The sequence below is a fragment of the Roseibium alexandrii DFL-11 genome (assembly GCF_000158095.2).
GTDB classification, from domain to species: Bacteria; Pseudomonadota; Alphaproteobacteria; order Rhizobiales; family Stappiaceae; genus Roseibium; species Roseibium alexandrii.
Genome location: NZ_CM011002.1, coordinates 2,642,442 through 2,655,594, shown reverse-complemented (window position 1 = coordinate 2,655,594; position 13,153 = coordinate 2,642,442). Strand labels below are relative to the sequence as shown.

Below are 13,153 nucleotides of genomic sequence, written 5' to 3'. Positions count from 1 at the left end.
TGCAGGCTCCTTGGTGTGAGGTTTGCGCCTATTCGGCGGGCACTGCCGATGGTTCCCGGTGTACGGGTAAACGAGGTTGGGCAACTTGACCGCCGCCGATCCGCAACGCAATGGCAGCTGACATGAGGAACAGGACGGCTTCCATTGAAAAGACGATTGCAAAAGCGGTACTGTCCTGGGCCGTTGCCCATCGCCCAAGGGTAAGAGCGATCGTTCCGGCTAGTCCGCCAAGGCCGAAAGAGATGGCCTGAGCCGCTCCCCAAACCCCCATCCGCATACCCTCGTTGGCTTTTTTTCCAGCCCCGGCAAGGATCATCATGGTGCCGATGGCCGCAACGGCGAAAGCGCCATTCATGAAGCCGAGCACAAAGATGTTGATCTCAAGCGGCCAGGCGGGTGCAAAGGACGCCGAGACGGCGAGGCCGGTGAGCGCCATGCCCGACCCGACACAGCCGGTAACGATGAACATCTTCATCAGGCCGGGCTTGCGTTTTGAAAACAGCCATCCGGCGATCCCAACAAGTGCCATCCCTGCAAAGATACCGCCGTGCTGAGTTCCGGACAGCTTTGTTGTCTCGCCCGGAGACATGCCGAACAACAAGCCGGCAAACGGTTCCAGGATCAGGTCTTGTGTGGAATAGGCCAGCATCGACAGGAAAATGAATACCGTCAAAAGGCGCGCTTCCGGATCGCTCCAGACTTCACGGACACTTTCGCGGAAACTGCCCGGCTTCTCGCGGCCAGTTTCGCCCACCATGGTTGGTTTGCGTTCAATTCCGGCAACGGCGATGGCCGATAGAACCAGAACCACAACACCGGTGAGGGCGGTGACTGTAACAAGCCGTAGATGCGAATAGGGCTCAAGGTTGATGCCGGTGACAATTGAAGTCACCACGATGCCGGCAATCATCAGCATCCAGGTGATCGTGGCTGCCGAGGCCCGGCGTTCTGGTGCCGTTTTGGTCGCAATCAATGTGAGCAGGGACGTGCCGCTTGCGCCAATGCCGACCCCGATAAGCGCATAGGCAAGAACGGCCGCTGCCAAGCCAGCTGCAAAGCTGATCTCGAAAAGAAACGTTGTTGCCGCGGCCGCTGTCCCACTTAGGGCGAGAAGCGCCAAGCCACCCAAGATCCACTGGGTCCGCGAGTTTCCGATATCCGACCGGTGTCCCCACAAGGGTCTGGAGATCTGCACGCCATAATGAAGCCCGACGAGCAAGCCGGGAATGACGGCTGCCAGGGCGAGCTCAACGATCATGACCCTGTTCAGCGTAGAGTTGGTGAGAACCACAATGGCGCCCAGTGACGCCTGTACAAGCCCAAGACGTAAAATCGAGACCCAACTCAGCCCTTTCACGGCTGCGGAGTTTTGCTGATTGGCGTCTCCCCGACCGATCATGGGGATCTCCCTTTTAAAAAAGCCTAAGAGATGGTTGGCACCAGAGTGCGCAGCCCAAATGCTGTGATCATCATTCCTGTGACGTAGAGCCCGACGCCAATGGCCGAGTACCAGACTGCGAACCGCACGGGATTACGGGCAAAGCGAACCATGCAGACCATCTGCAGCAGCAGAACAAAAAGAATTGCCAAGGCATAGACCGGCAGACTGAGCATCCAGAGTGTGAGGACAACACCCGCCTGAGCCACGGTGATGACGGCGCAAGCGATGAGCGCTGCCGATCGTTCCCCATGCAGAACGGGAAGGGTCCGGATGCCCATTTCTTTGTCGCCTGCGATCGCCTTGAAATCGTTCAGCGTCAGGATGCCATGGGCACCAAGGCCATAGAGCAAAGCAACGATCCAGATGGGTGCTTCCGGCACAAGGCCGGTCATGGCGGTCGCGGCTGTCAGCCAAGGTAAAGTTTCGTAACTGAAGCCGACAACGCCATTGCCCAGCCAGCCGTTTTGCTTGAAGCGGAATGGCGGCGCGCTGTAGGCCCAGGCAAAGGCAAGACCGAGAAGCGCTGCTGCAAAAATGAACGTGCCCATTAGTCCGGCGACAACAAGCGAGAGCGCCGACATGATGATAGAGATATAAAGACCCCACTGTCCCGGCATGCGGCCGGAGGGGATCACCCGGTCCGGTTCGTTGATCGCATCAACATGTCTGTCGAACCAATCGTTGACCGCCTGGCTGGTGCCGCACAAAAGCGGCCCGGCCAAGAGAACTCCGAGGAAGATGAACCCCAGCCGCCCATCCATCCCATGGCCCGTGGAAATTGCTCCGCACGCATAGGCCCACATTGGCGGAAACCAGGTGATCGGCTTGAGCAAAGCAACGATTGCGCCGGGCATTGGCCAGTTGGCTTGTGGTGTTTGGCGGGTGAGTTCCATACCAAACATGCTAGGCGGCGCTCCAAAAAGTGTCAATTAAAATTGACACATTGAGCGGCCATAAAATGCGAGTGTAAATGAGGGTTGACGGTCAGCCGGAAGCTTCACTTGCCGGGACGATAGTTTTCGAGCCCGTGCCGGCGCAACTTGATGTAGAGGCTTTGGCGGGAAAGACCCAGGATCTCAGCCGCGCTGGCGCGGTTGTTGTTGGTCTGGTCAAGGGCGGCTTCAATGCAGATCCGCTCAACGACGTCCAGTGACTCGCGGATCAGCTCCTTCAAGGGAACCTTGCCAACAAGGCTCGCAAACCCCTCCGCCTGATCTGCTGTCGCTGGCGGCGGCAAGGTCATTTTACCGGCACTGGCCGCTTGAAGAATAACCAGCAGCTGTGTGGTGTCGGTCTCTTTGTTGTAATGGGCGGAGAGGCTGACATCCTGACTCTCGCCGAGCGTATCGGTCAAAACAGAAGAGAACCCGCTGAGGGTCTTTTCGTCCCGGACGCGGGTGAAAAGAACGCTCAATTCGACGGTGGATTTGCCGAGCCAGTTTGACACATTCCGCCCGACCACCTGATTGAGGGTCGGTGCATGAACACGGTCCAGAAACAGGGTATTTGCCGACAACACAGTGCCTTCACCATCAATCGTCAACGCGGCTTCGGGCAGCAGTTCCAGATCAACACGAGTGCCATTGAGCCGATCGCTTGAGCGTTTTGCATCAACCCTGTCCGTTTCCTGGGAGTTCTCAAGGGTAATGACCAGGTTTGTGGTCCCGTGTTCTCTATAGGCGCGCAGTTTTGCGTCGAACGTACTTCCAGCGCTGCTGTGAAGGTTGGCAAGCTGAACAGGTTCTCCGCTGTGGCGGGCTTCGCCGATCGCGTCTGCAAGACGCTCCCGGTCTCCTTTCTTGAAGAGATCCCGTATCGCCTTTCCGGTTAGATTGCCAGAAGCGCCGGTCAAGAGAGACACAGCTGCCGTATTCGCTTCCAGAATTGTCCTTTTTTCACTGTCCATTACGACAAGGGCTGTTTCGGACATCTTGAAGACGGTCCGGTACCGCGCTTCGGCCTGACGAAGTTCGCGGTAGTCGGCCTCCATTGCGATCTGCGCTTCCACCAAACGCTGCTGGTCCAGCATCTGCTGCCGCATTTCGTGTCCGACAACAATGGTGAAGGGAAAGTCGTCGGTCCTGCTGGCCGTGTAGGCGACCGGAAGATCGGGCTGTCCGCTGGCGCTGTGGTTGACCTGATAGCCACGGGCCGGCCGTTTTCTTGCCGGAGCAAGGAGGGCGTCAATTTTCGGAACGGATTCCACGGTCACGCAGTCGCGCAATTGCTTGCCGACAATGGCCGACAAACCGTACGCATCCAGATCGGTGTTGCGGTAATGGAGGCGCTTTACGACACCTTTTTCATCGACTAATGCGACGATATCGGCACCCAATCCGATCAAGGCTGTTAAGGCGTCTGCACCCAGCAAATCAAGCAAATCAGTCCCAACCCCGATATCTTGCAGCGCGCCATGTGTCGAGGGAGAGGTCATTGGGAATGCCGATCGATGCTGCTTTTTCTTCTTTTTGCATCGCGGCCTTCCTGCGCGGCAAAGTGATTGATTTTTTCCAAATTGTAGAAACTCTCAGCGGTTTTTACCGCTGAAAGCGCACTATCGCAAATACAATCGACGCCCATTTCCACAAGGGGGTTGATAAAATCAAGGGTAGCTGCACCACCTGCAATTATGGGTAGTGTTTTGTGGCTGGAGTACAATCTGATGTTGTTAATCAGTTGGATTGCGTTGCTTTTGAGGTATGTGGTGCTCCACGCAATGCACACAACATCGGCTTGGGTCACCACTTTGGCAAACTCAAATTCACTCAGTGATTCGTGCGGAACAACCTGTTGCTGCCATCCAAGCGCCTGAAAAAGGGCACCTGTGAGGTAAGACATCAAGCTGTGCTGTTCATCAACGGGCAGAAAGATGACGGCGAACGGTGCTGTCGATCCAGAGCGGTCCCGCGCAGCTTCCGTAGTGAGAGCTTGAGCAATGGCTTGCAGCCGGGCTGATGCGATCGTGACATCGATGAAACTGGCCGCATCGCAGCTCCAGTTCTTGCCCAGTTCGCGCGCAACCGCTTCTAAAAGCATGACTTTCATAGCGGTGGGCGGAAGTGCTACCGGGTTGCCATTTGATTTGAACCTGGAGCGCACTTCCCCGTCCAGAAAGGCAAGGTGATCCTTTATGCGGGCATCTGGTGCCAGGATACGTTCGTACATTTCTGCGATGACAGATTTGTAGCGGATGTCGGTTTCAAGACCTGCATCCAGCAGGCCAGATAATTGCTCTGCGGCCATTGCTGCTACTGGTCCTTGGATGAGGTTGCGAAGCGTCTCTTGTTCGCCGCTGTTAAGCCGGGATGTCTTTACCATATTTGCCTGGTCAGAAACATAAATATTGCCGTCGGCGGGCTCTATCCGGCGGGCGGCCACGGTTTCAATGGGCAATTCAGTTGTGCCGTTCATCCTCATTTCGCGGTCGGCCTCCCTGGCCTTGCGGAAAGGGGTCATGCTCCGGCGTGCGCATTTATTGTTGTTATTCGCACCGTGAGCCCACTAAGCATGACTCTCAGCTGATGTGATGTAAACAAAAATATACGTCAATCAAAGTTGACACTTTTGCAGTTGCGGCGTTACCCTCACTCATCTGCTGAACCCAATGTCGGGTTTGGGGGGAGGGTTGAATGTCCGTGAGTGGAAACAGGAATTCGATTAAACCCGGTTTTCTTTATACCGATGAAGAGAGACGCCGCCGTGATGAAACCGTTTGGACACTTGTCCAAGGCGTCCTGGCACCCGTTCAGTTTGTCGTCTTTCTGATCAGCCTTGCTCTTATCGTAGTTTTTTTGATCTCAGGCGAGATGCAGGGCGCAGCCGAGCTATCCGTCGTGATCAAGACGCTCACGCTCTATGCGATCATGATCACCGGATCGATCTGGGAGAAAGAGGTGTTCGGGTGTTACTTGTTCGCCCGGCCGTTCTTCTGGGAAGACGTCTTTTCCATGCTGGTTCTGGCCTTGCACACTGCTTATCTCGCAGCCCTTTTCACTGAGGCTCTGACCGCCAATCAGCTGATGGCTTTGGCCTTGGCAGCCTATGCAACCTATGTGGTGAATGCCGGACAATTCGTCTGGAAACTGCGGCTCGCCCGGCTGGATCAGACGGCCCGCAAGACTGGTCTTGAAAGCGGTGTCCGGTCCGCCGGTGTCAGTGATTTGCAGATCGCAGGAGGTTCTCAATGAACCAGGCGTTTTCTGCAGGATGCGCGACGGGACCCACAATCCGTGAGCGGGGACAGCATGAAGTTTTTTGTGGCCTGACGTCCATCATCTGGCTGCATCGGAAGGTCCAGGATGCCTTCTTTCTGATCGTCGGATCCCGCACCTGCGCCCATTTGATGCAATCGGCAGCCGGCGTTATGATCTTCTCCGAGCCGCGCTTTGCGACCGCGATCATGGAAGAGCGGGATCTTGCCGGCATGGCGGATATGCATGACGAGCTCGATGGCGTGGTCGACAAGCTGCTCGCGCGCCGGCCGGACATTAAAATGCTGGTCTTGGTCGGTTCGTGCCCGTCTGAAGTTATCAAGTTCGATTTGTCCAAGGCCGCTGAGCGGTTGAACCGGGTTCACGCGCCCAAACACCGTGTACTCTGTTATTCGGGCAGTGGGATCGAGACGACCTTCACCCAGGGCGAAGACAATTTCCTCACAGCTCTTGTGAACGAAGCGCCAGCCTCAGGTCCGCAGAACGAAACCAAATTGATTGTCGCCGGATGTCTTCCCGATGTTGTCGAGGATCAGTTCACGCGCCTTTTTGATGACCTTGGTATTGAGGGTGTTCAATTCCTGCCTGGCCGTTCGAGCGCAGCAATGCCGTCAATCGGCCCGGGAACCCGGTTCATTCTGGCCCAGCCATATCTGGGTGCGGCAGCAGCAGCTCTGCAATCGCGCGGCGCTGAACGCATTAATTCCATCTTCCCGCTCGGTGAACAGGGGACAACGGCCTGGTTTAAGGCGATCGCCGACACTTTTGGTGTGCCGGAGGACCGGTTCGAAGCGGCAACAGCCGCGCCGCGCAAGCGCGCCAAAGCCGCGCTCCAATCCTTTTTGCCGTGGCTTGAAGGACGACGGATGTTCTTCTTCCCCGATTCTCAGCTCGAGCCTTCGCTAGCCCGTTTCCTCCACAGCGAAACGGGAGCGGAGATCATCGAGGTCGGAAGCCCGTATCTGCATCGGGAACATGCAGCAGGCGAACTTGGACTGCTCCCGCCGGGCACCGCTGTTTCGGAAGGGCAGGATGTTGATCTTCAGATTGACCGCGCCCGGAAGGCCGATCCTGATCTAATTGTCTGCGGTATGGGTCTTGCCAATCCATTCGAAGCGGAAGGCCGTCTGACCAAGTGGTCGATCGAATTCGCATTCACGCCGATCCAGGGCTACGAGCAGGCAGGCGATCTTGCAGAGCTGTTCGTGCGCCCGCTGCGGCGCCAGTCCGTTTTGAAATCCGGTCTCGGATTTGAGGAGGGCGCGCCATGCAGCTGAGCATGTGGACCTACGAAGGACCGCCTCATGTGGGCGCAATGCGGGTCGCCGCCTCGATGAAGGATGTGCATTACGTCCTGCACGCGCCACAGGGCGATACCTATGCCGATCTCCTGTTCACGATGATCGAGCGGCGGGACAGTCGGCCTCCGGTGACCTACACAACGTTTCAGGCGCGCGATCTCGGTGCGTCAACCGCCGACATTTTCAAGACGGCCTGCCACGATGCGGTCGACCGGTTCAAGCCGCGTGCATTGTTGGTTGGGGCATCGTGTACCGCAGAACTCCTTCAGGACGATCCGGGCGGCCTTGCCAAGACACTTGATCTCGATATCCCGGTCGTGCCGCTTGAACTGCCCTCCTACCAGAAGAAAGAAACCTGGGGCGCAGCGGAAACCTTCTACCAGCTGGTCCGGGCGTGCGCGTCCAATCGGCGGCGGCCTGAGACCATTGCAGCCAACACCTGCAACATTCTGGGCCCGACGTCCCTGGGTTTCCGGAACCGGGACGATGTCCGCGAGATCAAAGTGTTGCTGGAAGAAAACGGTCTGAATGTCAGGGTGGTCGCCCCGCTCGGTGCAAGTCCGGAAGATTTGGCCAGGCTGCCGGAGGCTGCCTTCAACATCGTGCTTTACCCGGAAATCGCCGACACCGCAGCCCGTTGGCTGAAAAAGGCGTATGGCATGCCGTATCTGTCTACGGTGCCGATCGGCGTGTCTGAAACCCGCCGGTTTGTTGCTGAAGCGCGCGCGTTGGCCGGTCTTGAGTCGGTTCCCTCACCGTCAGAAAACAAGGACCGTCTGACCTGGTACTCCCGGTCTATCGACAGCACCTATCTGACCGGCAAACGGGTGTTCATTTTTGGCGATGCGACGCATGCAATCGCAGCAGCTCGGATTGCCGCGAACGAACTTGGCTTTGAGGTCTGCGGTCTTGGGACCTACATGCGCGAGTTCGCACGAGATGTGCGGGCTGCGGCCAAGGACTACGGTCTCGAAGCGCTGATCACTGATGATCATCTGGTCGTTGAAGATGCCATCATCGAAGCACGCCCGGAACTTGTGCTCGGCACCCAGATGGAACGCCACATCGCCAAGCGGCTGCGCGTTCCCTGCGCTGTCATTTCATCGCCTGTGCATGTGCAGGACTTCCCGGCGCGGTATTCGCCGCAGATGGGCTTTGAAGGTGCCAATGTCATCTTCGACAGTTGGGTTCATCCGCTGATGATGGGGCTGGAAGAGCATTTGCTTTCCATGTTCCGCGACGACTTTGAATTCAATGACGGTGCGACGGCCTCACATCTGCATGCCCACAGTCCCGCAGCTGCCTCAAACCAGCACACAGCCCCGGCAGGTATTTCAGTGGAAGACCAGATCACTTTGCCAGCAAGCGCAACACTCTGGACTGATGAAGCTGAAAAGGAACTCAAGAAAATCCCGTTTTTTGTGCGCGGCAAGGCGCGGCGCAACACCGAGAGCTTTGCCACTGACAATGGCATTCACCCGATAACCGTGGAGACGTTATACGATGCGAAAGCGCACTTCGCCCGATAACGACCTCCCGATCCGGGTGGTCTTTGTTACGCTCGACAATCATGTCGCAGCAGCCGTCGATGACGCGCGCAGGGCTCTGAAAAAAGAGATGCCGGGCCTGACTTTCACGGTGCATGCGGCAACTGATTGGGCGGACAATCCGGACAAGCTGGCCCGCTGCCGTGACGCCATCCGGGCAGGCGACATCATTGTTGTTTCGATGATCTTCGTCGAAGAACACGTCAAGGCGATCGCTGACGTTCTGGAAGAACGGCACCTTGAGTGTGACGCCATGGTTTGCTGCATGTCTGCCGGCACGATCATGAAGTATACGGCCATGGGCCGCTTCCGCATGAATGGCGAACAAAAAGGGCCACTGGCGCTTTTGAAAAAACTGCGCGGCAGCAGCTCCAACAGTGGCAAGGAGAGCGGTAAAACGGCCGGTGAGCGCCAGATGGCGATGCTCCGCCGGCTGCCCAAGCTTCTGAAGTACATCCCCGGCACCGCCCAGGATGTCCGCAACTATTTCCTGACCCTGCAGTACCGGATCGCAGCTTCAGACGAGAACATTGCCAACATGGTCCGCCTGCTGGTCGGCAAATATGCCGCCGGTGAACGGAAGCCGCTGCGCTCGGCAGTTACGGCGAAGCCACCGAGTGACTACCCGGATATGGGGCTTTATCATCCGCGCACCGAACCGCGGATAACGATCCAAAAGAGCGATCTTGCAACTGTTAAAGGCGCAAGTGGCACGGTCGGGATTCTGCTCCTGCGGACTTACATCCTGTCCGGTGACACAGGTCACTATGACGGCGTTATCTCGGCGCTAGAAGCGCGGGGACTGAATGTCGTTCCGGTGTTCTGTTCCGGCCTCGATATGCGGTCCGCGATCGAAACCTACATGACGGATGCCAATGGCAAGCCAACGGTCGATGCGCTGTGTTCGTTGACCGGTTTTTCACTTGTCGGTGGTCCGGCCTACAGCGACGCTGCCGCTGCAGCAGAAACCCTTCAGCAACTTGACGTTCCTTATCTGTCAGCCTGCGTAACGGAATTCCAGAGCCGCGAGGGATGGCAGGCCTCAACGCAAGGGCTTACCCCGATTGAAACCACTTTGATGGTTGCAATTCCTGAGCTGGATGGTGCCGTCGGATCCATGGTGATCGGTGGCCGCAGCGGATCGGACGCCAATGGCAAGAGCTGCATTTGCGCCCGCCAGCTTGGAACATGCCCGTCCGGCCGTTCTTGCATGCGGCCAGATGATGAACGTGTCAGTCTGCTTGCCGACCGGATCGCGGCAATGACAAAACTGCGCCAGACTCCGCGGTCAGATCGCAAGATCGCAGCCACCTTGTTCAATTACCCGCCCAACGGCGGCAACATCGGAACCGCGGCCTTCCTGTCCGTTTTTGAAAGTCTTCTGGAGACGATGAAGCGCTTGAAAGCGGAAGGCTACGACGTCGATGTGCCAGCCGACGTCCAAACACTTCAGGACATGATCCTCAAGGGCAATTCGGACCGCTTTGGCACCGAGGCCAACGTCCATGCGACAGTTTCTGCAGATGATCACGTCCGTCAGGAAAAGTTCCTGAGTGAGATCGAAACCCAATGGGGACCGGCTCCGGGACGGATTTTGAGCAACGGCCGCGGAATTCACATTCTCGGCCGCCAGTTCGGCAATTTGCTCATCGCTCTCCAGCCGTCATTCGGCTACGAGGGCGATCCGATGCGTCTACTGTTTGAAGGCGGATTTGCCCCGAACCACGCCTTTGCCGCGTACTACACGTACCTGCGCGAAACATTTGCCGCTGATGCCGTTCTTCACTTTGGAACGCATGGCGCGCTGGAATTCATGCCGGGCAAACACACCGGACTGTCCGGCACCTGCTGGCCGGACCGGTTGCTCGGTGCCTTGCCGAACTTCTATTTCTATGCGGCCAACAATCCGTCCGAAGGCTCGATCGCCAAACGCCGGTCTGCGGCAACGCTTGTTTCCTACCTGACCCCATCGATCACGGAAGCTGGTCTCTACAAGGGCCTGAATAGTCTGAAAGCCAGTCTCGATCAGTACCGCTCCATGGCGCCTGAGGCCAGAGGGGAGCGCGAACGTCTTCTGGACGTGATCCGCGTTCAAGCTGAAGAACTCGACCTTACAGGAAAAACGGCGGAGCTTTCCGAAGACCAATTTATCCAGCATCTGGTAGCGGCCATCACCGAAACCGAATACGCGCTGATTCCGCATGGGCTTCACATCGCTGGGCGCGGCATGGGCACGTCCGAGCGCTCAGAAATGCTCGCCAAAATGGCACTGAGTGTCGAAACAGACTCAGGCTTTGTTGCCGACCCGCAGCTGTGCCAGGCCATTGCCAATCGCGATCGCGATGCCCTGGCTGCGGCAACGGAGAAGCTCGACGAAGAGGCGAAGTCTGTCGTTCAAAAACTCGCCCAGATCGATCAGGACTTATCAGACAATCGGGAACTTGACGGCCTGGTACAGGCGCTGGATGCGCGCTTCGTACCGCCAGCCCCGTCCGGCGATCTGTTGCGCACGCCGGATCTCCTGCCAACTGGCCGCAATATTCACGGCTTTGACCCGTTTGGTATTCCAAGCAAGTTCGCGCTTGAAGACGGCGCACGTCAGGCGGCCCTCATTCTGGAACGGTATCTGGAAAACGATGGCAAGCTGCCGGAAACCGTTGCGATCGTTTTGTGGGGCACGGACAATCTGAAAACCGGCGGTGCGCCGCTGGCTCAGGCCATGGCATTGATGGGCGCGCGGCCACGGTTGGATTTCTACAACCGGGTCTGCGGGGCCGAGTTGATCCCGCTTGAAGAGCTGAACCGGCCGCGCATCGATGCGGTGATGACCTTGTCCGGCATCTTCCGCGATCTCCTGCCGATCCAGGCAAGTATGCTTGCGGAAGCGAGTTATCTTGCGGCCATCGCCGATGAACCGGTTGAGCAAAACTTCATTCGCAAACACGCGCTTGCCTATTGCGAGGCCAATGGCTGCGATCTGGAAGATGCTGCCTACCGCGTCTTTTCCAATGCGGATGGGACATACGGTTCCAATGTCAACATGCTGATTTCGTCTTCGGCCTGGACCGATGACGAGGAAATCGCCGAGACCTACACCAATCGGAAGAGCTTCGCGATCAGCCGCAATGGCAAGACCAGCAAACAAACCGAGCTTCTCGATTCTGTTCTCGCAGACGTCGACATGGCCTATCAGAACCTTGAATCGGTCGAAATCGGTGTCACCACGATCGAGCATTACTTCGACACGCTCGGTGGACTTTCAAAAGCAGTTTCAAAGGCCAAGGGCGGCGCGGAACTCCCCGTTTACATATCTGACCAGACACAAGGTGAAGGCAAGGTTCGTTCCATTGACGAGCAGGTTGCCCTGGAGACCCGGACCCGGACGCTCAATCCGAAATGGTACGAAGGCATGCTCCAGCACGGCTATGAGGGCGTGCGGCACATCGAAGCCAATGTCACCAATACCTTTGGCTGGTCGGCAACAACCGGCGGCGTCGAGCCCTGGGTCTATCAGAAAATCACGGAAACCTATGTGCTCGACGAGACGATGCGTCGGCGTCTCGCCGATCTCAATCCAGCCTCTGCAGCCCGTGTCGCATCACGGCTGATGGAAGCGCATGAACGCGATTACTGGCAACCTGACGAAGAAACGCTCGAGGCTTTGCGCCGGGCGGGTGAAGAACTGGAAGACCGGCTGGAAGGCCTGGCAACGGAGGCAGCCGAATGAACATCTACACCCATCCGAAGACAGCCGCACAAGAGGCAAAAACCGCTCAGAAACTCCGCGAGCGTGCGGATGGCGACGGCAGTGTCCAGGTTCATCTGGATCCGACGATGGAAATCGACGGTGCCAAGGTTTTTGCGATTTACGGCAAGGGCGGTATTGGCAAGTCGACCACCTCGTCCAACCTGTCTGTGGCTTTCTCCAAGATCGGCAAGCGCGTTCTGCAAATAGGCTGCGATCCGAAACACGACAGCACATTCACCCTGACAAAAAGCCTGATCCCGACCGTGATTGACATTCTGGAGCAGGTTGACTTCCACACAGAAGAACTGCGCCCAGAAGACTATATGGTCGAGGGCTTCAATGGAGTTCAGTGCATTGAGGCCGGCGGACCGCCAGCTGGCACCGGTTGCGGCGGGTATGTGGTCGGTCAAACCGTCAAGCTCTTGAAGGAACATCACCTTCTGGATGACACGGATGTGGTGATCTTCGATGTCCTTGGGGACGTCGTTTGCGGCGGTTTTGCCTCTCCACTTCAACATGCCGAAAGGGCGGTTGTTGTCGCGGCCAACGACTTCGATTCCATCTTCGCGATGAACCGGATCGTGGCCGCAATCAAGGCAAAAGCGAAAAACTACGAGGTGCGCCTCGGCGGAGTGATTGCCAACCGGTCCCGCGAAACGGACCAGATCGACCGTTACAATGACAGTGTTGGCCTGAAGCGTCTCGCCCACGTGCCGGACTCCGATCATGTGCGCCTGAGCCGCCTCAAAAAAAGCACGCTCTTTGAAATGGGTGACTCTCCTGAAATCGCAGCCATCCAGAATGAGTATCTCCAGCTCGCTGAGCAACTTTGGGCTGGGACAGAGGCACTTCAGGCGGAACCCATGAAAGACCGGGAAATCTTCGAGTTTCTCGGCTTTGAATAA

Annotated in this window: 9 protein-coding genes; 5 read left to right on the top strand and 4 right to left on the bottom strand. The window is 57.2% G+C overall.

What is annotated here, in order from left to right; genetic code table 11:
• Nucleotides 1-28: 28 nt before the first annotated feature.
• From SADFL11_RS12295 to SADFL11_RS12280, 4 genes are all read right to left on the bottom strand, one after another.
• The gene (locus SADFL11_RS12295; protein ID WP_008194770.1) at nucleotides 29-1,399 is read right to left on the bottom strand and encodes a BCD family MFS transporter; all 1,371 of its coding nucleotides are present in this window, start codon (nucleotides 1,397-1,399) and stop codon (nucleotides 29-31) included.
• A gap of 23 nt (nucleotides 1,400-1,422) precedes the next feature.
• Nucleotides 1,423-2,343 (bottom strand): chlorophyll synthase ChlG, encoded by a 921-nt coding sequence (chlG, locus tag SADFL11_RS12290; protein ID WP_008194167.1) that lies wholly within the window; start codon nucleotides 2,341-2,343, stop codon nucleotides 1,423-1,425.
• A gap of 95 nt (nucleotides 2,344-2,438) precedes the next feature.
• On the bottom strand, nucleotides 2,439-3,875 hold the full coding sequence (gene ppsR / locus SADFL11_RS12285) for a transcriptional regulator PpsR (protein ID WP_008194855.1): 1,437 nt from the start codon (nucleotides 3,873-3,875) through the stop codon (nucleotides 2,439-2,441).
• Nucleotides 3,872-4,897, bottom strand: a complete 1,026-nt coding sequence (locus tag SADFL11_RS12280) for a cobalamin-binding protein (RefSeq protein ID WP_134853014.1) — start codon at nucleotides 4,895-4,897, stop codon at nucleotides 3,872-3,874. Before SADFL11_RS12280 ends, ppsR begins: the two co-directional genes overlap by 4 nt.
• A 173-nt stretch (nucleotides 4,898-5,070) precedes the next feature.
• Here SADFL11_RS12280 and bchF point away from each other — a divergent pair, with 173 nt between their 5' ends.
• From bchF to bchL, 5 genes are read left to right on the top strand one after another with little or no spacing between them, the layout of a single operon-like run.
• A complete protein-coding gene (gene bchF / locus SADFL11_RS12275; RefSeq protein WP_008192132.1) occupies nucleotides 5,071-5,628 on the top strand; it encodes a 2-vinyl bacteriochlorophyllide hydratase in 558 nt (185 codons plus the stop codon).
• Nucleotides 5,625-6,929 carry a ferredoxin:protochlorophyllide reductase (ATP-dependent) subunit N gene (locus SADFL11_RS12270; RefSeq protein ID WP_008190331.1) on the top strand — a complete coding sequence of 435 codons (1,305 nt, stop codon included), beginning with the start codon at nucleotides 5,625-5,627 and terminating at the stop codon, nucleotides 6,927-6,929. Before bchF ends, SADFL11_RS12270 begins: the two co-directional genes overlap by 4 nt.
• Nucleotides 6,920-8,482: a ferredoxin:protochlorophyllide reductase (ATP-dependent) subunit B gene (bchB, locus tag SADFL11_RS12265; protein ID WP_008191798.1), complete on the top strand. Its 1,563-nt coding sequence runs from the start codon at nucleotides 6,920-6,922 to the stop codon at nucleotides 8,480-8,482. The genes SADFL11_RS12270 and bchB overlap by 10 nt, the downstream gene beginning before the upstream one ends.
• Nucleotides 8,457-12,227: a magnesium chelatase subunit H gene (locus SADFL11_RS12260; RefSeq protein ID WP_040451615.1), complete on the top strand. Its 3,771-nt coding sequence runs from the start codon at nucleotides 8,457-8,459 to the stop codon at nucleotides 12,225-12,227. The genes bchB and SADFL11_RS12260 overlap by 26 nt, the downstream gene beginning before the upstream one ends.
• The gene (gene bchL, locus SADFL11_RS12255) at nucleotides 12,224-13,153 is read left to right on the top strand and encodes a ferredoxin:protochlorophyllide reductase (ATP-dependent) iron-sulfur ATP-binding protein (RefSeq protein WP_008189250.1); all 930 of its coding nucleotides are present in this window, start codon (nucleotides 12,224-12,226) and stop codon (nucleotides 13,151-13,153) included. Before SADFL11_RS12260 ends, bchL begins: the two co-directional genes overlap by 4 nt.